The organism is Tritonibacter sp. SIMBA_163 (genome assembly GCF_046535935.1).
Classification (GTDB): Bacteria; Pseudomonadota; Alphaproteobacteria; order Rhodobacterales; family Rhodobacteraceae; genus Epibacterium; species Epibacterium scottomollicae.
Window position 1 is genome coordinate 22,557 of record NZ_JAWJBP010000023.1, and the last position, 21,369, is coordinate 43,925.

The 21,369-nt window shown below is 56.1% G+C and carries 15 protein-coding genes and 6 pseudogenes; 13 read left to right on the plus strand and 8 right to left on the minus strand.

The annotated features are described in order from the left end of the window. Positions 1–97 precede the first annotated feature (97 nt). Positions 98–742, minus strand: coding sequence for an IS6 family transposase (locus tag R0J92_RS19380; RefSeq protein WP_411052806.1), 645 nt, complete (start codon positions 740–742; stop codon positions 98–100). Between the two features lie 450 nt (positions 743–1,192). Here R0J92_RS19380 and R0J92_RS19385 point away from each other — a divergent pair, with 450 nt between their 5' ends. Continuing rightward, on the plus strand, positions 1,193–1,777 hold the full coding sequence (locus R0J92_RS19385) for a hypothetical protein (RefSeq protein WP_411052807.1): 585 nt from the start codon (positions 1,193–1,195) through the stop codon (positions 1,775–1,777). A gap of 79 nt (positions 1,778–1,856) precedes the next feature. Here R0J92_RS19385 and R0J92_RS19390 read toward each other — a convergent pair. From R0J92_RS19390 to R0J92_RS19400, 3 genes and pseudogenes are all read right to left on the minus strand, one after another. Then, positions 1,857–2,637 (minus strand): annotated as a pseudogene (locus R0J92_RS19390) (IS5 family transposase). Between the two features lie 120 nt (positions 2,638–2,757). Further along, entirely contained in the window at positions 2,758–3,528 is a 771-nt protein-coding gene (locus tag R0J92_RS19395) for an alpha/beta hydrolase (protein WP_317387142.1), read from the minus strand. Positions 3,529–3,599: 71 nt separating this feature from the next. After that, the gene (locus R0J92_RS19400; RefSeq protein ID WP_165798178.1) at positions 3,600–4,469 is read right to left on the minus strand and encodes a LysR family transcriptional regulator; all 870 of its coding nucleotides are present in this window, start codon (positions 4,467–4,469) and stop codon (positions 3,600–3,602) included. 159 nt (positions 4,470–4,628) lie between these two features. Here R0J92_RS19400 and R0J92_RS19405 point away from each other — a divergent pair, with 159 nt between their 5' ends. From R0J92_RS19405 to R0J92_RS19430, 6 genes and pseudogenes are all read left to right on the plus strand, one after another. Next, positions 4,629–5,141 (plus strand): TRAP transporter small permease subunit, encoded by a 513-nt coding sequence (locus R0J92_RS19405; RefSeq protein WP_411052808.1) that lies wholly within the window; start codon positions 4,629–4,631, stop codon positions 5,139–5,141. Next, positions 5,138–6,448, plus strand: a complete 1,311-nt coding sequence (locus tag R0J92_RS19410; RefSeq protein ID WP_317387144.1) for a TRAP transporter large permease — start codon at positions 5,138–5,140, stop codon at positions 6,446–6,448. Before R0J92_RS19405 ends, R0J92_RS19410 begins: the two co-directional genes overlap by 4 nt. A gap of 28 nt (positions 6,449–6,476) precedes the next feature. Continuing rightward, positions 6,477–7,589 carry a C4-dicarboxylate TRAP transporter substrate-binding protein gene (locus R0J92_RS19415; RefSeq protein ID WP_243395107.1) on the plus strand — a complete coding sequence of 371 codons (1,113 nt, stop codon included), beginning with the start codon at positions 6,477–6,479 and terminating at the stop codon, positions 7,587–7,589. Positions 7,590–7,870: 281 nt separating this feature from the next. Then, positions 7,871–8,574 (plus strand): annotated as a pseudogene (locus R0J92_RS19420) (IS6 family transposase). A 44-nt stretch (positions 8,575–8,618) separates the two neighbouring features. Beyond that, a pseudogene (locus R0J92_RS19425) lies at positions 8,619–8,888 on the plus strand (integrase core domain-containing protein); the annotation flags it as partial. Positions 8,889–8,937: 49 nt separating this feature from the next. Continuing rightward, positions 8,938–9,090, plus strand: a pseudogene (locus R0J92_RS19430) (IS5/IS1182 family transposase); the annotation flags it as partial. 285 nt (positions 9,091–9,375) lie between these two features. Here R0J92_RS19430 and R0J92_RS19435 read toward each other — a convergent pair. Next, positions 9,376–10,608: a helix-turn-helix transcriptional regulator gene (locus R0J92_RS19435; protein ID WP_317387145.1), complete on the minus strand. Its 1,233-nt coding sequence runs from the start codon at positions 10,606–10,608 to the stop codon at positions 9,376–9,378. Between the two features lie 230 nt (positions 10,609–10,838). On the opposite strand from R0J92_RS19435, the gene R0J92_RS19440 reads away from it, so the two are divergent. Continuing rightward, positions 10,839–12,767, plus strand: coding sequence for a serine hydrolase (locus R0J92_RS19440; RefSeq protein ID WP_411052809.1), 1,929 nt, complete (start codon positions 10,839–10,841; stop codon positions 12,765–12,767). A gap of 521 nt (positions 12,768–13,288) precedes the next feature. Continuing rightward, positions 13,289–13,405: pseudogene (locus tag R0J92_RS19445) on the plus strand (transposase); the annotation flags it as partial. Between the two features lie 603 nt (positions 13,406–14,008). Here R0J92_RS19445 and R0J92_RS19450 read toward each other — a convergent pair. Together R0J92_RS19450 and R0J92_RS19455 are read right to left on the minus strand one after the other, a co-directional pair. Continuing rightward, a pseudogene (locus R0J92_RS19450) lies at positions 14,009–14,640 on the minus strand (tyrosine-type recombinase/integrase). Positions 14,641–14,789: 149 nt separating this feature from the next. After that, positions 14,790–15,995, minus strand: a complete 1,206-nt coding sequence (locus R0J92_RS19455) for an MFS transporter (protein WP_411052810.1) — start codon at positions 15,993–15,995, stop codon at positions 14,790–14,792. A 91-nt stretch (positions 15,996–16,086) separates the two neighbouring features. Between R0J92_RS19455 and R0J92_RS19460 the strand changes: the two genes are divergently transcribed. From R0J92_RS19460 to R0J92_RS19475, 4 genes are all read left to right on the plus strand, one after another. Next, positions 16,087–17,418 carry a PLP-dependent aminotransferase family protein gene (locus tag R0J92_RS19460; protein ID WP_411052811.1) on the plus strand — a complete coding sequence of 444 codons (1,332 nt, stop codon included), beginning with the start codon at positions 16,087–16,089 and terminating at the stop codon, positions 17,416–17,418. 273 nt (positions 17,419–17,691) lie between these two features. Next, the gene (locus R0J92_RS19465) at positions 17,692–18,456 is read left to right on the plus strand and encodes an SDR family NAD(P)-dependent oxidoreductase (RefSeq protein WP_411052812.1); all 765 of its coding nucleotides are present in this window, start codon (positions 17,692–17,694) and stop codon (positions 18,454–18,456) included. 93 nt (positions 18,457–18,549) lie between these two features. Further along, entirely contained in the window at positions 18,550–18,918 is a 369-nt protein-coding gene (locus R0J92_RS19470; RefSeq protein ID WP_411052813.1) for a MerR family transcriptional regulator, read from the plus strand. Between the two features lie 138 nt (positions 18,919–19,056). After that, positions 19,057–19,794, plus strand: a complete 738-nt coding sequence (locus R0J92_RS19475) for a putative quinol monooxygenase (protein WP_411052814.1) — start codon at positions 19,057–19,059, stop codon at positions 19,792–19,794. A 1,223-nt stretch (positions 19,795–21,017) separates the two neighbouring features. On the opposite strand, the gene R0J92_RS19480 is transcribed toward R0J92_RS19475, so the two are convergent. After that, complete coding sequence (locus R0J92_RS19480; RefSeq protein ID WP_091428958.1) at positions 21,018–21,251, minus strand: helix-turn-helix domain-containing protein; 234 nt, start codon at positions 21,249–21,251, stop codon at positions 21,018–21,020. Positions 21,252–21,369 lie beyond the last annotated feature (118 nt).

The following is a 21,369-nucleotide window of genomic DNA, read 5'->3' on the forward strand; positions in this document are numbered from 1 at the left end:
CCGTCGCAAAGTTTCGAGTTCACCAGTTAGGGGCTCGCTTGATCGCCGATTTCGCGGCAAGGCTTGCGTAGGCCGCGAATGGGCAACCACTGCCCAACTACCCTTTCCTGATCATGTGTGCCGTTTCTATCCCGTCCAAAGTTGCTGTTGCCGATCTGAGTGATTTGAAACCCATCATCGGCCTGATCCGCCGTTTGATACCGCGATGGTCCTGCTCCACAATGTTGTTGAGGTACTTGGATCGATAAACCCTGATCTTGCGGTCAGAGCCAGCCTTGGCAAGCGCAGCGTTCATTCCTTTCAGACCGGCGGTGTTCGCACCGCTCTTGTCAATGGCGCAGGCTCGGGGGAGCCCATTTGAAGATATCATCTTGGCCAGAAACCGCAGCGCCGCCGTTTCACCCCGGTGTTCAGACAACATGAAATCAAGGGTCTGGCCGTGCCGGTCCACAGCGCGATACAAATAGCACCAATCGCCGCGAACTTTCACATAGGTCTCGTCGAGACGCCAGGACGGCGCTGTTCGAGCCTTCCGCCGTTGCGCCACAGCGGTCAAAGCTGAGGCGTATTTCACGACCCAGCGGTTCAGCGTCGCATGGTCGACGCGGACGCCGCGCTCCAGCAGCATCTCCTCGACCTCGCGGAGGCTCAGATTGAACCGAACATACAGCCAGACCGCGTGTGCGATGATCTCGGGCGGGAAGCGGTGACGCTTGTAGCTGATGCTGGAAGGTGTCTGCATCAGCGCTGACTATGTCCAAATCAGCGGCGCGGCAATCGGAGCTCGTTAATGTGACAACTCCGCCTGGAGCATTCCTCGCCAGCCCGTTGCTACATTCGGGTGAACGTCAGACCGCTACCGTTTCGGCCACCGCCAGCGCACGATGAGCTTCTGTCCAGTTGGATCGGGCGATTGGCAAAAGCCAATCACTGTTCTGTCTAAGAGCTTTGCGGCTATCTCGGCTTGGGGCAGGGCAGGGTGCCGGAGCGTATCAACGATCCCGGAGAGATGGACTGGGCCTGTCTCTGCTCGGCAGTTCAACGGACCCGGAATGAAATCGCCGCCATGACCCTTCCTGATACGGTGCATCATGCCGTACGATACGTGTCACGGCATGACTTCCAGTATTGTCCGGGGTGCACGGAGCAAACGCCCGGTCTCGCTCTTCGTCATTGGCGATTCGCGTGGTCGATGACCTGCGAAACCTGTGGTCAATCCCTCGCGGCGAATCATCCAGCCGAAGCCGTATCAGACCGGCTACTTGCGCGCGCTGCACGTGGCGCGCAGGTCTTGGAAACGGCTGTGGCGAGCAACGATCTCAGGCGTTTGCGCCGAATGGATTTGACCCTGTCTATTGTATCGATTCTGGGCGTCGGCAACTCAGCGTCCGTCATTTCCACGAACGAACTCGAAAGATTGATGGTACTTGCTGCGGTTGGTGTCGGCATGACCCGTCCCTTGTTGGGTGCCGCCATCATGCTGAGAGGAAACGGCCAGGTGGTTCGGGAGTTGCGCCGCGTCTTTCCTCAGCATCGCAGGGTGATCGAGCGGGTCCGTGGGTTGTCGCGTGACCTCGATCAACGGTTGACGGGACTGCGCGAAACGGGGCATCCGACCGGCCAGGAAACACACGGAATGAGCCGCCCAAATGCATCCGAGAGCGCTTTGCGAGCAGCACGTCAGGCCATCTCAGAGCTCGGACATGATGCAAATCGTCTAGCGTTACTGGCGTGCGCCGATGCAATCTGGACGCGCTCAAGTGGGGTTAAATCCTGAAGCGAGCAGCCTGTGGATATATTGTAATTAAGGGTACAAAAGTGCCCCAAAATGCCCTGAACCCGCAGATTCTGATTAATTAGGGTACAGTGACACATATCCGGATTGACGTGATGTCTATGAACGCAAGGTCGCTTTCCGCGGTTTTGTCATATCGGGTGGCGACGCGGCGTGCGTTCTTGAGCAGGTTGAAGCAGCGCTCGGCCATGTTGCAAAGTCGGTAAAGCCCGTGATCGACACCGACGCGCATTTTACGGGTCTTGCGCATCAGGATCTGGGTCAGGATATCTCGGTCATTCATGGTTTTTCGAATGCGAGCAGCATCATAGCCTCGATCCGCGAGCAGCACACGCGGCTCTGGCAGGTTGTCATCCATGACCATATCGAACCCCAAATAGTCGGATGTTTGTCCCGCCGTGATGTCCGTTCTCATGGGCAGACCGTGCGCGTTGACGCGGAGGTGGATCTTGGTCGTGAACCCACCTCTTGAACGGCCAAAACCCTGTCTCGGAGTCCCCCTTTTGCGCCCGCTGCCTGATGGTGGGCGCAAATGACGGTGCTATCGATCATTTGCAGGGTGTTCGGGACAGCCCCGCTTTGGTTCAGGGCTTCGAGTATGCCCTCCCAAAGGCCCGCCAGCGTCCAGCGTCGAAACTGCCTGTAAACGATTGACCATTTGCCGAAGTCTTCGGGCAAGTCTCGCCAAGGTAATCCGGTGAGCGAAATCCAGAAAATCCCTTTTAAAACAAGACGATGGTTAGCGAGTTTGCGGCCATTAGGGGCTCGGATCGCAAGAATGAAGTTTCAAACAGCGACCATTCCTCGTCGCTCATCAGGTGTCGGGGCAAGCTGATCTCCATAGCAGATACCAGCTTGAATCACGCATTAGCCGACTTGTGAATCCCTTTTGTCAACATGGCCTAGGCATTAAAATCCAGTCGTAAATACCGCACTGCGGGAGCCGACAGCTATTGCACGATCTACCTCGATGACAAGTTCAGGAAATCTGCGATCCTCGTCGCGATCAGCACACGATCATAATCCAATGTTGCGACATGATATGAGCGTTCCAACCAGCGAAGTTGAATATCGGCCGATCCCACCAAAGTCGCAATGCGATGACCGTTATCGGGATCCACGACATTGTCCCGTCGCGATTGCAGGATAAGCACTGGCTGTTGGATAAGCGGCAGCAAAGCGCCGGTTGTGTTCGTTAGCAGAAAACGCTCTCTCAGCGTTTCTCGCGGAATTTGACCATAGCATATTTCAGACATCCCCGGTTGGGCGATATCCGATCCTATTCCCGCAACGAAATCCTGCCCGTCGGTGTCATAAAGCGGTGCTACGACCTCGGGCCGATAGAGGCCGGTCGATCCATTGATACTGACGACGCCATGTATTTTGCTTGGCATCCGCGCAGCGAGGTTGAGTGATAAAGTGGCACCTAAAGAAAGCCCACCCACAATGATGCGATCACATTGGGACGACAGGGTTTCCAGCGCGGCTTCTGCGGATGCCACCCAATCGCGATGGCCCGTCTGGGCCAGGGCGCTAGGGGTCTTGCCATGGCCGACCAACAGCGGACAATGCACAGTAACACCGCTCATCGAATGCACGTGCTGCGCTACTTCGCGTACGCTTTGGGGGGTGCTCGTAAAGCCGTGAAAAAATAGAAAGCCGACATTGCTGCCTTCGAGAATGAAGGGCTGCGCCTCGGGCACATCGAAGGGATCCATCGTGGTCTGTTTCATATTTGCATACATTCGCGCTATCACCCCGCTAAGCAAATAGACTCGCGGTATCGTCCGATAACTGGACGTGATCAAGCGAGTTGAGGAAAGTGGTTGCGAAACTGGCGCAGAAGGCTGGTATCGGCTTTGGTGCTCCAGGCCATAGAGATCGTTGCTTCTGCGTCCAGCCCGTCAATCAGTGCAAGTTCCAGTGCGGCGGGAAGACTGTCGGCCATGCTCATAGGGAAAAACGTAACCCCGCGGCGCTCGGCCACGCGTTGCAATATCACCTGAACGTCCCAAGCCTCATCGACAACCACCGTGCTAAGGTTGGCATGATCACAAGCGCTGTCGAGAAGCGCGCGCCAAGATCGCCAGTTCTCGCGCAGGCCCATAACAAAAGGCACGCCGTCCAAGTCCTTGACCCGTGCGGGTGCCTCTCCAGCAGGTGTGACGATACCGATGGATGAGCTCCAGACCGGCATCTGGTCAATCCCGGGAGCACCTACCGTAGGATGGGACAGCAAAAATCCAAGGTCGATCACACCAGACTTTAAGTTTTTCAGCATGTTATCGGTAGACATCACATGCATCTCGACCTGCACCCCCGGGATACTATGATGAAAAGCGTCTAGTGTTTCGGAAATTTGGCGTGAAGCTGCGAGCGCGGAGTATCCGACGATAATATGCCCACGCGCACCCGCTGCATTTTGTCTTGATGCTCGGATCGTACGCTCAAACTGCGCCACCGTCTGGCGCGCGTCATCAAGAAAGACTACCCCCTCGGGCGTAGGTAAGACACGCGGCCCACTGCGATCAAAAATCCGAAAACCAAGATCAACCTCAGTGTCTTTCACCGCTTTCGAAATTGCCGGTTGCGCGATATTGAGCAGTTCAGCCGCCGCTCTGAACCCTTGCGCATCTGCCACGGCCAAGGCGTATCGCAGATGGCGAAGGTCCAAGCGAGTGGGTTTCCTGCTGTCGTGCATTCGCATGCTCCATGATGATCGCGTTTCGTTATCACTCGATCAGCTATCGCTATTTGTCAACTGAGCCTCGAGAGAAGAGGTTAAATCGGAATTACGGGTATAAATCCCGTCTTGGTATGGGGAGGAGGCCCGATGCTGAAGCTTTTCAACAGATTGTGCTCTTGGCTGATGTTCGTAGGTGGTATTGGCGTCATTGCGATGATGCTGAACATTGTAGCTGATGTCGTCGCAAAGCTGGTGTGGAATGCGCCAATCCAAGGCACGGTCGAAATGTCTTCCTACTATTATATGGTTGTGCTGGTCATGCTGCCGATGGCGTTTGTCGAGATGCAGGACCAGCAGATATCTGTCGATCTATTGTTCAATCACTTTCCGAACTGGCTTCAGAATCTGGCCTTGTTCCTAAGCTGCATAGCCGCCGCGGCGATCCTCGCCGTTATGGCGTGGCGAACAGGTCTTGATGCGGTGCGGGCGTTGCGTGTGGGCGAGGTGGTCATGGGCGGACGCGAGGTCATCGTCTGGCCGTCACGGATGGTTTTGCCGCTTGGTTTTGGCCTTGCCAGTCTCGCTGCTTTTATACGCGCCGTCCTTCTGGTGCGCGGGCAGCCTGTGACGCAATCGCAGCTAAATGGAAACATGTCATGAGCAACCTTTTGATCGGTTGGATCGGCGTAGGAGCGTTGTTTGGCTTGTTGGCCTTCCGGATGTCCATTGGCACGGCACTCATGGCAGTATCCTTTATCGGCATTACTGTGATGTTCAATCTTCAAGCCGCACTTGGCATCGTCAGTGCAATGCCTTTCAACTTGATCGGGGATTGGTCGCTGACGGCGATCCCGATGTTTCTGTTTATGGGCTTTATCGCGGCCAATACCGGCCTGACGGCGGGTGCGTTTGATCTACTGCGCGTTTTGTTGGCGCGGGTGCCGGGCGGGCTTGCTTCTGCGAGCGTCGGGGCGTGCGGCCTTTTTGCCGCGGCCTCGGGTTCGTCGATCGCGACGACCGCAGCCATGTCAAAGATTGCCGTGCCCGAGATGCTGAAAGCGAAGTACCATCCGTCGCTGGCCACAGGGGTGGTCGCGGCGTCGGGCACGCTGGGTTCGCTTATTCCGCCATCGATCCTGATGGTACTTTACGGCATCTTCACCGAGCAATCGATCGGCCAGCTGTTTATCGCAGGTGTCATTCCCGGCGTGCTATCGGGTTTTGTTTATATGGCAATGATTACCGTACGTGCCACGGTGACGCCCGGGCTTGCACCCGCTGTAATTGAACGGGTTGATCGTAAAAAGCTGCTGGGTCTGCTCTGGTCGGTCTGGCCTTTTCCTGTACTGGTTCTGGGCGTCCTTGGCGGCATTTTTGGCGGGTTTTTCACCCCGACCGAGGCGGGGGCCGTCGGGGCGTTTCTGGCTGCAACGGTCGCGCTGCTACGCCGCTCACTAACCGGCAAAGCACTGGCCGAGGCGATCCGTCAGACGACGTTGGCGACGTCTTCAATCTTCTTTCTGTCCATTGGCGCGGTGATGTTTACCCGGTTCATGGGGCTATCTGGTGTGCCACGGGCACTGACGGATATGATGTTATCGGTCTCTGACAACCAGTTCGTAATCATCCTGATGATCGCTGTGCTGTTTGTCTTCCTGGGCATGGTAATCGACTCGATCGGCCTGATCCTGCTCACACTGCCTATCCTGCTGCCGGTGCTAGAGGCCGCTGACATCAACCTGATCTGGTTCGGCATTATCTGCATCAAACTGCTTGAGATCGGCCTTGTGACGCCGCCTGTCGGGTTGAACCTTTACGTCCTACACAGCGCGCTATCGGGCGAGGTCAAGCTGCGAGACATCATCTCGGGCACCACGTGGTTTATTGCTATGGATATTTTGACCCTGTTTATCCTGATTGCCTTTCCCGCGATCAGCCTGTTCCTGCCCTCGCTCATGGCGCAGTAAAAACATTTCAAACGGAGGAGACGACACAATGAAACTGAAGACATCCCTTTTGGCCTTCGCGGCCTGTGGCCTTGGCACTGCTGCCATCGCACAAAACGCCAACCACTTCTTTGCCGAACGCCATTCGATGGTACGCGGCCCCTATGTCGAGTTCGCCAAACGCGTGGCCGAGGAAACAAACGGGGACGTGAACTTTACCGTTTTCGCCGGTGGGTCGCTTCTGCCGCCGGCCGCGTCCTTGCAAGGCGTGCGAGATGGCGTAGCTCAAGTGACCTATCACGCGGGCACCTACACCCCGTCCGAACTGCCTGTTGCCAACCTGATCGGCAACTTCGCTTTCTATAACACCGATCCGATGGTCATGGCCTTTGCGTCGACCGAATTCGGCCTCACCAACGAGGCCGCACTGGCCGAGTGGAAAGAGAATGGCGTCGTTTTCGGTGGAGGCTATTCGACTTCGCAATATTACATGATGTGCAACACACCTGTCGCTAGCTACGAGGATATTCAGGGCAAGCGTCTGCGCATGGCGGGCGGTGCCTGGTCACGCTTTGCCGAACATGTGGGCGCGGTACCCGTGTCTATCCCGTCAAGCGAGATGTACACTGGCCTCGACACAGGATCGCTTGATTGTGCGGTTGCGGCTGCGGATGCGTTGGATTCCTTTTCGCTTTCGGATGTGGTCACGCACATGAACAGGCTTGCAGTAGGGAACTACTATGCCGGATTTGAATGGGGCTATAACCCTGCGTTTTGGCAAGGCTTGTCTGAGGCGTCGCGCAACGTACTGTTCGACCAGATGGCATACTATCTTGCGCAGCACCGGGTCGAGTTCGACAAGGATGTTGAAAAAGCGGTTTCCGCCGCCAAAGAGGGCGGCATGGAGGTTTTCGAACCTGATCAGGCTCTGACGGCAGCGCTGGCGGAATTTGTGACCGCCGACGAGGCCGTGCTGATCGAGAACGCCAAGAGCCGCGGTATTGAGAACCCCGAAGCGCTGCTGGCAGACTACAAGCGCATCGTTGATCGCTGGGCCGCGCTGCTGGCGGATGTGGACCACGGCGATACCGATGCATTGGCAGCATTGGCCAAAGCAGAGATCTACGACAAGCTGGACGGCGCAAACTACGGTATGAACTAACCCACATATATTATGTACAGTCCCGGGGCGCTGCCAAAGCGCCTCGGGGTTCCTACCGCCCTGCGACCTCATAGCGTTTTGATCGAAACCTACCAGCAATGTAGACTGTCGTTCGAAAGCGCGCAAATGATCAGAAGACGGTTTGCAGCACATGATGACTCTGTTGCACAAATCCACTGATAGACAGAGTTCCCCTTTCCCTAGACGGACTTATTCCACGGGAGTTGTCACATTAACGAGCTCCGATTGCCGCGCCGCTGATTTGGACATAGTCAGCGCTGATGCAGACACCTTCCAGCATCAGCTACAAGCGTCACCGCTTCCCGCCCGAGATCATCGCACACGCGGTCTGGCTGTATGTTCGGTTCAATCTGAGCCTCCGCGAGGTCGAGGAGATGCTGCTGGAGCGCGGCGTCGACGTTTCCTATGAAACCATCCGGCGCTGGATCGCGAAATTCGGGCCGCAGATCGCGCGAAACCTTCGGCGTCGGCAGGTCCGTCCCGGTAATGTCTGGCACTTGGACGAAGTGGTGGTAAAAATTGCGGGCAAATCCTTCTGGCTCTGGCGCGCCGTCGATCAGCATGGCGTCGTTCTCGACGAGATCCTCCAGGCACGACGGAACAAGCGCGCCGCGAAACGGCTTCTGGTCAGGCTGATGAAACGCACAGGTTTGGTGCCCAAGCGGATCGTCACCGACAAGCTGCGCTCATACGGCGCGGCCAAGCGCGAGGTCGCGCCGGGCCTCGATCACTGGTCGCACAAAGGCCTCAACAACCGCGCCGAAAACAGCCACCTTCCATTCCGGAAGCGGGAGCGCGCGATGCATGGATACCGATCTCCCGGTGCGCTGCAGCGTTTCGTCTCTAATCACTCTGTAATCCGCAAAGCTTTTCCGTCCCAGCCCGCCGCTGAAAAGCGCTGACCATACGTTATCACCGGATGCAAGCCATCGATGCCTGGAGGTCGGCGACCGGCATCGCTTGAACCGTTCAGCGAGGCCGTCATGCAGTGGTTCCGCGTTAACGTGACAACTCCGTTCTCATGACTATCAGAAAATCCTGCGCCAGCACGTGTTCAAGGTATCAATGTCTGGCAAAGGTAATTGCTACGATAACGCGGCTGTTGAGACGTTCTTCAATACGATCAAGGCAGAGCTGATCTGGCGGCATCCTTGGGAGACACGGCGCAAGGCTGAGATGGCAATCTTCGAATACATAAACGGCTTTTACAATCCGCGCCGCCGACACTCAGCATTGGGTTGGAAAAGCCCGGTCGCTTTCGAACGCAAGGTGGCTTAAACGAGCACTTGGGGCGGCACTAAAGCGTGACAGGTCCAATGGAGATGCTCTTGCACACCTCAAACTGATCCTTGGCCTGAACTGGCTCCGATTACGTGGTCGGTGCGGGGCGAACGACGAATTTCTCCTCGCCGCCACCGCCCGGAACCTCCGCCAACTGGCCACGATCCTTCCCGCCCCGCGGCAACAGCAAAAAGCTTGACAGGAACGGCGCTCGCGCCCAACTCAAGCAACGGATTCGGCCCAAAGTCGTCGTTCGCGTGATTGGCGGTGCTGCTACGTAATTGATCCTCGATTCCCGACATTCGAGCCGCAATGAAATAGTTCCCCTGTCTATTGAGACCCGACGTTTGCATGCGGCGCGGCTATCTTGCAGCGCCAAGGCTCGCATTGCGGAGCAGCTTCAAAGGAGCGCCGCATCGCTTTTGGGAGGAGATTGGGTATCGAGGCTGACGCATCGACGAAGAGGCGAAAAAGAGTGTTTAGATCAAACTGGAGGCGCTTTAGTTACGCGATTTTTGGGACGAGGCAGCGCGGTCGGCATACCGCCGACCTCGCGCTTGAACGCCTTATAAAACGATGAGCGGGAGTTGAATCCGACGTCATAGGCAATGGTCATGATCGTCTGATCGGTTTGTTCTATCTCGCGCACCGCGTCTTTGATCCGCCAGCTGTTCACATAGTCAAAGAACGTCTCGCCTATGGTTTCATTGAGGGTTTGCGACACATAGTTTGAGCTGGTGCTGATATGCTTGGCCAGATCCCAAAGCGATAGGTTTGGGTCGCGGTACAATTGGTCGCGCTGCATGGCTAGGTCTATCTTTTCAGCAATCCGGCGCGCGTGTTCATTCGTTAGGGCCGAGCGGGTGTATTTGCCCATTTTTAGTCGGTCTTTATCAGGTTCCGTTTGCTGAATCGGTGAAACCTCGTGCGAAAATCCGGGTTTTTGCCGGATCCCCCATAGCGCGGTACACCATAGCGCGGCAACCCCACTTAGCGTTCCAGCAGTATCGGCGTTCGGGACCTGTTTACCCAGCAGCGTGGCTGCCAATCCCAACGTCGTCACCAGCCAATATAGTCCCATGCTCAACGCCAATGCATTGATCCAGCGCAACTCTATGGTGTCAGTGCTGGCGAACAGATCCTTCAATCGGCTGCGATAGGTGAAAAGCCGGTACAATGTCGCCACAACATAGCCTGCTATCTGCAGGTGGAGAAACACGGTAAGTGCCAGCAAAGCATAGCTCACGGCCAATGCAAGGCCCGCAAAGGCGGCCTCTGGAGAGATTGGCGCATCGTCCAGCACATCCATGGGCAGCAACAGATAGGGTAGCGCCACAACACCTGCAAAAAGCGCAGGGGCGAAATGCAGGGGCCAATGACGCCATGGCGCGCGGGTCTCGCGCGTCAGCGCATCAACGTAGAGCCAGAACAGTGGCGCCAGGGCTAGGAGTGCAGGAAAGGTCAGCGCCGTCAGTAAGCGCATCGGGCCGTGCAGCGCCGGCGCCAGATCCGACAGATCCGTCGACAGCTTCCACATCAACGCGCCCAAAAACAGAAGTCTGTGCAGCTCCAGCACACCCTGCGCTATAAAGAACAACGCCAACGGTACATATATGCACCGATTGTCGCGGCGCAGCAGCAAGACATGCGCCGCAAACAGTGCAATGCCCAAGGAGAGCGGTGCGGATAAAGCGTTTAGTATTTCTGCGAGCGTCATCCGGAGGATCCTTTGGGAGCGGGCTTGATTGGCTCTAGACGGTGTAATGAGCACACGTGCAATCTCAAGCCCAGAGCGGCAGGATCTGTCCGACCATGACGGCGCGGACAAATCGGCTGTCCTTGAACACTTGGAAAGGCACATTGCGCAGCGCGCGCGGTTAGAAACGGACGGAACCAACCTCGGTGGATCAACCGAAGTTCCATTCCCGCCTACCAGTGGAGACAATCATGTCAACCTTTAACCTCAGCGCGCTACTGGCACCCGTACAGCAAGCCTTGCAGGACTATTCAACGGCCGAACCGGCACCTGCGATCCTGATCGAAGTTTGGCGGGACGGTGTTTCCGTACAAGACAGCTATGGCGTGTCCGACCTTGAAACTCAAACCCCCGCCGAGGCCGGTCAGGTCTATGAGGTTGGGTCCCAGACCAAGATGATGACCACTGTCGTGGTGCTGCAAATGGTGGCCGAAGGCAAGATGGATCTGGACAGCTCGCTGTCAGACTACCTGCCTGTAGCTGCATTGGACGGCATTGCCAATGCCGACCAAGTCACGCTGCGCCAGCTTCTGTCAAACACAAGCGGTATTCCCGATTACGATGAGGTAGTGGGCGATAGCGGCCTGCCCGTGTTGATCGAGCAGATACTCAGCGACCCGAGTGCGCCACTTGGCCCTAAGGGTTTGCTGGATATCGCCAAGGGGCAGCCCGCAACCTCAGCTCCCGGTACGGAATATGAATACTCCAACACCAACTTCTTGCTGTTAGGCCAGGCGATCGAAGCCGTGTCGGGCAATACGCTGGCCGAAGAAATGCAGACCCGCGTCTTTGAGCCAGCGGGCATGACCAGTACCTCGATGAAGAGCGCAGGCGTAATGGGGGATTTGCTGCACAGCTACGCCCAAAACCCACTGGACGGAGAGACCCTTGATGTCACAGGCATTCCTATTGATCTTGGCGCTGAAGGTGGGGCTGTGTCCTCAACTGGAGATATGATCCGGTTCATGGATGCCCTGTTGGTATCAAAGACCCTGCTGCCAGAGGCGCAATTGGCAGAGATGACCAACTTCACCGAAATTGCAGCGGACCCTGCGACTGAATCGGCCTTTTCCTTTGGTCTGGGGTTAAGCCTAAATACGATCTACGGCCAACAGTTCATTGGCTTTGACGGCGGAACGTTGGGCACCAATACCTCAACCTATCTGCATGTAGAAAGCGGCACGATCGTAACGGTTGTGGCCACGCATTCCGACACATCGCCAGAAAGCCTGGCGCTGTCAGCTTTCGAAACGATCTTCAACGATAGCGCCTGGGCCAGTTTTGACCCTCATGCCGACAGCTTTGACATCACCGGCACCGCCGCTGAGATTGACCTAACCGAAGGTGTCGGCGTTGATGGGGAGGCCCAGACAGACTTTGCTTTGGGTCAGGCGACGCTGACGTTTGAGGGTGGCCTGGACGCGCTGGATGGCGGGCGATTCAACTTTGACGATGGCTCGATCCTTTGGTTGGGTGAAGACGGGCGCGACAGCTTTGATGTGATGAACGACGCACGCGATGCGGCAAATGCCGACAATCAGCTATTGGGCCTTGATGGTAACGATCGCTTATCGGGCGGGCACGGCAATGATGTGTTACGCGGCGGCGATGGCAACGACCGGTTGCGCGGCCGCGATGGCGATGATCAATTAGAGGGTGGGGCTGGGCGGGACCATCTAATCGGCGGTTCTGGCAATGACATGCTGAGTGGCGGTGACGGTCGCGATAATCTGCGTGGCGGGCAGGGCGATGACGCTCTGGATGGCGGTGACGGCCGCGATTTCCTGCGTGGAGGGCAGGGCAATGACGTTCTGGATGGCGGGTCAGGGCGCGACTGGCTGAACGGCGGGCGCGGTGACGATACGATTGAGGGCGGCACAGGCAATGACATGCTGAGCGGAGGGGCTGGGGCGGATCATTTCGTGTTTGCTTCTGACGCGGGTTGCGATGTTATCGTCGATTTCCAAAGTGGCGTTGATCAGCTGGATTTTTCTCAGACCGGGTTGCAACATGCAGATATCGAGATCATTGGCGGCTGTGCCCAGACAGTCATTGAATATGGCGATAACAATATGCTAATTGTGACCGGCGATATCACGCAGTCTGACTTCATATTCTAAAGTCCGACGCTACTCGAGAGTAGGCCCGACGCTAACCTCCGTGATCGGTTCTAGTTGTCAGGCCGGCGCTTCGGCACCGGCCTGAGGCGCTTTCCTGATCTTAGATTCACTGCGTCATTTCGTGATACACTATCTTGTCAACCTCGGGTTTCCTCCTTGATTGTCCGCTTCGCAGCTCAGCAGCACTCCAATGTGCGAATGCCGTGATAGTCGGCTTGCCGTATATTCTCCAGCAGCTTACGGTCGTTTTCATGATGACAGTATGTTCAAGTTTGGTGCTGGAGTGGCGCGCGATGGGTGCACCATTTGGCAAGACGCAGGAGTGGTGGCCGCCGCCCTGCTGTTGATTTTTGCGATCAACTCTAAGAGCCATCAAAACGAACTGGATATACTATGACGATCCACGACCTTGCGGTCCGTGCCGACACACTTGCCGTGACTTGGGAGGATATGACATGACCTGCTGCCCTGAAAAGTCCGCGGTTTGAAGTTAGCCTGTTCTCCAAACGAGGAGACAGACGATGCGGAAGAGCCGTTTCAGCGAAGAGCAGATCATTGGGGTCCTGAAGGAGCACCAAGCCGGGATGGGCGCCAAAGAGCTCTGCCGGAAGCACGGCATCAGCGATGGCACGTTTTACATCTATGGATGTCTCTCCCTTTGCAAGATTTTCGCTGATCTGTTCCACCGCCAGGTCCCAGGTTGCAAACATCTATCCGGCGTCACCCTTCGATGGTGCGCCCAAATGGGAATTCCGCGTGGTGAGCCTCAACAAATGGTCGGCCCCCAGCGCCCAAAAGCATCGTCCCGATAGACCAAAGACCGACGATGCATTAACATTCAAATTGGACCACTCGATGGGGGCACATCAATACCTATGGTGACACCAATTAGAGCTGGCGTAAAAGCTCCCAATGCGCGGGCCAACACAATGACAGACTTCATCGCTTTCAATGCTCTCCCAGGTTATTGTTCAGTCTCCATAACGTCGCCTCGAAAGCAAGCGCTCGTCTTGGTAACCTAAAGCTGTCCGTTGCAAAATGCCACAGGCGCAGTGAATGTCGGCTTGGTAGACCGCATTCGCAGCATCAAATTTAGTGATCGGAGGGCAACAAAGGACCGTTTGGTCAATGATCCATTTTCGGGTTTGCAGCGAATGTCCGGAAATCGGGTTGCTGCCGCAGCATCTTAGGGTGCCACCCAAGGGCAGCTCTGGGCCGCCAGTGAAGGCGACCCGCAGTTGTTAGATTTCAATGGCTTCGGCTATGGCCAGGGCGTCCTCAAGTTCGACGCCGAGGTATCTGACCGTACTGTCCATCTTGGTGTGGCCTAGAAGGAGCTGCGCAGCGCATAGATTGCCCGTCTTCTTGTATATCTGAGTAACTTTGGTCCGTCGCATCGAATGAGTCCCATAGGCGCTTGTCTCCAGTCCGATCGATGTGACCCAATCCCGGACGATCCGCGCATACTGGCGTGTTGAGATGTGCAACCGCTCGTGGAAGCGGCCGGGCCAAAGATACTCGGATCCAACCATCAGCTCGTCTTTCATCCACTTCTCTACCGAAGCGCGGGTACCTTCCGAAATCTCGAAGCGTACCGGTTTTTGGGTTTTGCTTTGCAGAACGGACGCGCGCTCTTTAATTTGACTCGAAGCCATCACGTCTACGACCTTCATCTTGACCAGGTCGCAGCTTCGGAGTTTGCTGTCGATTGCCATATTGAATAGCGCCAGATCGCGATGGTTCTCCGCGAGCTCAAGCCTCACTCGGATCGCCCAGACATGCTTCGGTTTGAGCGGGCGTTTCGACCAACTATGCGGCCCTTGTTCCAGGCAGGGCGAAGCGCGCGAATGGCAGGTAAGTTTGGTGTTTCCATGACTGATCCTCCGATCCGCCATGCCCTCCCAAAACGACAACCCGACGTTGACTAGGCCAGCATATCACAGAATGCTGCGCCGCCTTCGACGTCCGGAACGAGCCCATTCTACCGAATGCTGCGTCCCGTGCGAATGGCAGCTTCGTTAGTCAGGTAATTGCCTTCCGTTCTGTGCATCCGTCACGGCACTTTCCGGCATCGAAGGCTGAGGCGGGCGGAACGGTCCTTCGTTTCCACGACAGCATTATGATCGCAGTGACTGTGATCTGGACCGCTGCGAATACCACCATCGCCGAGCGGAGACCGAGCATATCGGCCAGTGCGCCGCTGGCTATCACGGGAAGTGAGAACCCGAAATACGCATAGGTCAACAGACCCGCCGTCGCCCGCGCCCGGTCGTCCGGCGCACGCAACGAAACTTCCGCCAATGAAGCGAGATAGGTGAAGCCGTAGCTTGCCGCGCTGGTGATGCAGGTGCCGACGAGAACGAATGCAAGAATCTTCAGCCACACACCAGCCAGAAGGACGAGGAAGCCGAGCGGGATCAGAACGAACCCGAGGGCGAGCGCACGGTCATTGGTCATCCGTCGGGCAATCGGTTGGCAGAGAAACCCCACGAAGATTGCCAAGAAGATGACGAGTCCGGTCCATCCACCGAGGTCGCTCGCGGCGAGCTCCAGCGGTACGACCGCGATGGTCATGCCGGTCGTGGACCAGGCCAGCGCCATTGCGGCCCCGAACATCCATGTCCCGGAAGGGAAGACCGGCAGGCGCAAAACGGACGCACTCCGGGGCTTGTCCATTCGGGGCAGTCCGAGGGTAATCACCGCAATGAGCGGAGCCGCCACGAACAGGGCGATGTAGCTTGCAGGCAAGAGTGTCGGCCCCTGCACCCCGAGACTGATACCGGTCGCCAGAGCGCCGCTGCCAAAGCCGAGCGATGTGGCAGAGGTAACGATAAGGGCGGCATTCTTAGCGCGATCCGAGCCAAGAATTTCCGTCATGTAAGCCGTCCCGGCGGTCGTCGCCAGACCGGTTCCGATCCCTAGCAGGGAGCGCGCGACGACAAGACTTGTCCAGCTTGGCACCTGTACGAGAAGCGCCGTCGCAACGGCGCCGAGGATCAACGCCAGTGCAATCGGAACACGTCGTCCGATCCGGTCCGAAAGCCCGCCGAGCAGCAACAGCGTCGGCATGAGCCCCCCAACATAGGCCGCGAACGCGACCGTCACCGCCGTTGCCCCGACCTCACTTTCGACCGCATAGGCATCGTAGAGCGGAGCCTGAACGTTTACGGCGAACGTCACCGTGAACAGACCAAGGGCGAGCAGTGAAACCGGGATCAGTTTGGACATGGGGCGCGAACCTTTAAGATTGACTTGAGTTCGGAATGTCACGAGGTAGTCTGCAGGACAATTTTTCTATTGTACTAGATACAGTGAGAACATGGGAAAAGCCCGATACATACGCCTTGCCGACATGCTCTCGACGGCGATTCAGGAGGGCAAGCTGACTCCGGGCACAAAGCTGCCAACGCACCGCGCGTTTGCGGAACAGTTTAACGTAGCCCTTGCCACGGCGACTCGTGCCTACGGCGAGCTGGAGCGCATGGGCTTGATCGTCGGCGAAGCCGGGCGTGGCACCTTTGTGCGCGATCTCGGATTACCCCCCACGCTGGGGGTCCGACAGACCGCCAGCGATGGCCTCATTGACCTGATTTTCAACATGCCGGGGGACGCCGCCGATGCGGATATGTTGCGGGCCGGCCTGCGGCGGCTTGCGGCGGCGGGCGACCTTGAGGCGATGCTGCGTTACCAGCCTCACGGCGGGCGAACGCACGAACGACGGATCATTGCGGAAAGCCTTGCCTCGACCCTTGGTCCTATCGACCCCGAATGCCTTCTGGTCACGTCAGGCGGCCAGCATGGGTTGGCGACCATCGCCCTCGGCCTCTTTCAACGCGGCGAGAGGATCGCAACCGACCCCCTGACTTATCCCGGCTTCAAATCCGTTGCGGCGTTGCAGGGCCTCGAAATTGTTCCGGTTGAGGGACGGGGCGGCGTGATGGACCCCGACGATCTGGAACGACAGTGTCGCGCGCGCAAGTTGCGGGCGGTCTATCTGATGCCGACTGTCCACAATCCATTGGGTGCGGTCATGAATGAGGCGACTCGCCTGCGTCTGATCGAAATCGCGCGCACGCATGACCTGTTACTCATCGAAGACGCGGCCTACACGTTTCTGGAGCCAGATCCGCCGCCAAGCCTCATCGCTCTCGCGCCGGAGCGAACGGTCTATGTTGGGGGCTTTTCCAAGAGCCTCGCGACAGGCTTGCGCCTGGGCTACTTGATCGCGCCCGCGACCCACACAGACAGATTGCTTGAAGCGATCAGAGCGACAACCTGGAACGCCCCGGCGCTGATCTCCGGTCTGGTCACGGGCTGGGTGGAGGACGGCACGCTTGCCGGTTCCGAAGAGACCCGGCGGCGGGACGGCGCAGAACGCCAGCGGCTTTGCCGAACCGTTCTTGGTGGATCGTCCGTTCTTTCGCATCGCTACGCAGGCTTCGCTTGGTTGCCTCTCGACAAGGGTGTTCGATCCGAACCCATTGTCACACGCCTGAAGGAGCAGGGCGTTTTGGCGTCAGGAGCAGAGCCATTTGCAACGACTATTGCAGTCCCTCAGGCTTTGCGTCTCGCCTTCGGTGGCGTTCCAAAAGATGAACTGAAGGGTGTTTTCCAGACAGTTCGAGAAGCCGTCGAGGAGGTTTCAATATAGTTGGAAAATTCCGATAGTAGCCCATCGAGCGACCGCAGCGAAAGCCAGCTCTGTCCCGCTCTGCCGACCTCGGCCTTCGACAAAGTTCCCCTCTTGCGCGCTGTCGCGACGAAGGTCAGCATGGAGCCCATAGTTCCTGATGCTGCGCTTTGAACCAATGGCCGGTTTCTTCAAAATCTTCGATTTAGGGTAAACAAGTTCTTGACCCTGACGTTAGTGTCAATGCTCTAGACACGTCTCTGATCAACGATGAAAGATTGGAGAAACATCATCATGACCAATAGCGATACATGGCAAGGGAAGGTCGCAATCGTTACCGGGGGTAGCTCTGGAATCGGGTTGGCGACAACACGCGAACTTGTCGCGAGCGGTGCAAATGTACTTATTACGGGACGCAACGCAGATAAGCTAGCGGAAGTCGCCGCATCGAACGACCAAATCGAAGCACTACAGATCGACAGCGCCGATGTAAGCAGTGGACAGCAAATCGTTGAAGCTGCGATGTCTCGTTGGGGGCGTATTGACCTGATTGTAAACAATTCCGGCGCAGGCCAGCTATTGCCTGTAGGAGAGTACGATGCAGAGGTTATTGCAAAGATTTCGGCGGTCAATATCCTTGCTCCATCGCAACTTGTGAAGGCGGCTTACACCGCGTTGCAGGAGAGCAAGGGGGCAATCGTAAACATCGGCACAGCGGTTTCCCGTGGTGCCGCGCCCATGTTGGCACACTATGGGGCGACAAAAGCCGCCCTAGAGCATCTGACCAAATCTTGGGCCGTAGAATTGGCAAAGGATGGTATTCGCGTGAATGCTATTGCACCCGGCCCGGTAAAAACCGGTGCTTTGACCGGTTTCATGGGTTTGCCTGAGCAGATGGCCCAAGAAGTCGAAGCACAGGAAACAGCACAGGTCCCATTGGGCCGCCGAGGAGTGACATCTGATATTGTGCCTTGGATTTTGCGGTTAGGAAGCTCCAAAAACGAATGGCTGACGGGCCAAGTTCTGACTGTTGATGGGGGGTGGTCCTTGCGATCCTGATCCACAGGCCGGGTTGCAGGCGGCTGCGCCCGGCCCACATTGATTTGCACCTACGGCTTTTACATATACGACAATGTTGATGGAGAATTTGGTATGCAAGCAAAGGAAGCTGCGGGCCGGCTCGGGATAACGCAACGGATGTTGCGTCACTATGAGCAAGAGGGGCTTTTGGAAGTCAGTCGCACGCTAAATGGCTATCGAAGCTATAGCGACGCTGATCTGCGAAGAGCTGGCCGCATCCGTGACTTTATCGCAACCGGATTCTCAACCCGTGAAATCCGCGCCATGAGCGAGTGCCTTTCAGATGAAGGTGCTGGCCCATGCGAGGGCGGCATCGAGAAGTTGACCGAAAAACTTGAACATATCGACCGGCTCAGAGCGGAACTTGACGAAAAGCGCAGTGCAATCATCGACAGGCTTGCGGTGCTAAAAAATGGACTATCTACCCTAAGCAGCCATTGAGTTGCGTAGCGGTACTATCCGCATTTCCGCCTTGCTGCCGCTCATGTCTCTTGCGGCTGAGATCCTCAGAGAGCCCACTTTGAAGGAAGCTGCGCCTCTAGGTTTGCCGAAAAAACACCTACCAACTGATGAACATCAATGGAGAAATTGATCATGAAAGCAGTCCCACGTCCAGATCATTGGATTTCGTATAAACCTCTTCCAGAGATGAAGGGCAAGAACATGGGTGTATTCGCTCATGTTGTCGTAAAAGATGGCGCGCAAGAGAAAGTTAAGGATATATATACGAATATTGTCGACATCGCGATTGAAGAAAAAACATGCACCGTATTGTCGGCTTGCACATCTCTCGTGGATTCCACAAATCACCTTTTGTACGAAGAGTGGACAGATTACGAGGAATTCTTTGAGGTTCAGTTTGCGAGAACCTACCGAAATGGCTTCATGAGATGGCTGCAGCCTATCATGGCAAAACCTTTAAGCGCTGAATTTACCGAAATACTTCATAGCACCGGTACACACCCTCATAATGTCAGGCAAAATGCCTTTAGTTTGATGAAGAGCACCCACGTCGCTTCTGGACGTGAAGATGACGCTCGAAAGTTATTTATGGAATACATTGATCAAGTTGGGAAGGATTCAAACAATTTGCATGCGAATGTCCACCAATCTCTCAACAATCCACAGCATTTCATTATTTATGAGGTCTGGAGGAATCTGGGTTACCTCGTGGAAGATGATATGAAAGGTGATCGGCGTTGCGAATTGGACCGCCGTTGTGATGAACTTGCAGATCATGAGCTTCCCGAGCCCGCTATGGAAATATTCCAGATTTATTACGATCCTGAAAAATATAAAGCGCCGAAAGCCTCTTAAACTATTAGATGTAGGCAGGTTTAGGTTCGCTAGATCTTGCCTACCCAATTCAAGATGAACTTTGTGCTACGACACCGAGGATTTACTCGAAAGCGGTGCGCCGTTTACCGATATAGTAGCTGGGAAGCGGACCTTCTCGAAGCTCATGCAAAGGTCGGGAATGTCCGCTTTGCCGACCTTCGTCCTCCGAAAATGCTGCGCCATGGACGAATGGCCGGTCTGGTGTAGCTGCGGCGCGGAAGCGTCGTGGTGGGTAGAAGGCGGCTCTGGGCCGCTAGTTTCTGGCGCAGGTAAGCGAGCTTATCGATATACGCAGTCTTCTGGGTCAGAAATGCTTGACGTTTGGGTCAGAATTGAAAGAGGCAGCCCTATCGTTCCCTCAGGTTTTGGCCGTTGATTGAGCCAAAGGTGTTCGACGTCCCACACCCCTTTGTTGAACGTCAGACGAAATTGACCTAGGCGTCATAAACTGACCCAATCCACTGTTTTTGCCGTGTGGCTTGTTTCGTTGATCTGACCTTCCTTTTGGAAAATCAGGGCTGATTTGCAGGTTCAGTCGGCGAAGCCGCCTGTTCCTGCCAATCTGCCACGTGGCGAACGCGGGAGGGGGCGAGGCAATGCTATTCGACCGGGTTGGTGCGGCCCGCAGGCGCAGCCGAGGACACGGCCCGGTCTAATCGGATTGCCCGAGGGGGAGGGCAGCGCCCTCTCCCTGACGGCCAGGGGCGTGTGGCTTGTCCAAATCCCGCTGGCCCACAAAACAGAAGCGGCGGGGCCATCAGCCCCGCCTCCGTGTTGCGGTAATTCAATTTTGAAAACTGAGTTCACAGGTTTGGGACCCAACCGCTAGTGCTGATACCCGCATCGATGACCGTAGCCAGCCCATTACAAGACATTCACGCGACGCGGATCGGTGCCAATGCTGCAGGCGCGAAGGAAACCGAAAGGTTTCCCAGGAGCGGACCTTCAGACTGTCTCGACAGATTGGAAAGATGCTGCGCCTCGCATGAATGTCAGCGAAGCGCAGATAGCGACCTTTGCAAAGTCGCGGCGCGTCGCCTGCACTATGATCAAGGACGGCCCAAAGCCGCCTTCCGCTTGGGGCGTCAGATGCTGCAGCGCGGCCCGTCGAAGCAGACATTCGTGCATCGCGCATCATTATTCAGCCAAAACGTTGATCAGTAAGACAAAGCTTGGGTAGTCAAGTCGATCATTCTAATGGGTTAGGCTCTTGATAGATTTGACTTCTTTCGAACTACGAGCTCAAGTTCGTTTGCTTCTAGCAAAGATAGTACTGTTTCTAATCGTACACCTTGATCACCATTTTCTACTTTTGAAACCGTTGCCTGCCGAAGGTCAGCACGTTCCGCAATTTCAGCCTGAGTTGAGGCGGAAGCCTTTCTAGCTTCGGCGAGCAGAGCACCCAAGCGTTGCGGGCTAGAAATCAGACTATTCATCGCGCGTCCATTGCAAGAAAGATCACACTAGTCAGTATACGCTTTTGCGTATAATTGTATAGCCTAAGAACCTTCGCTCTGTATAGCTTAGCAAAGGGATTTTGGAGTATTAGAAGCA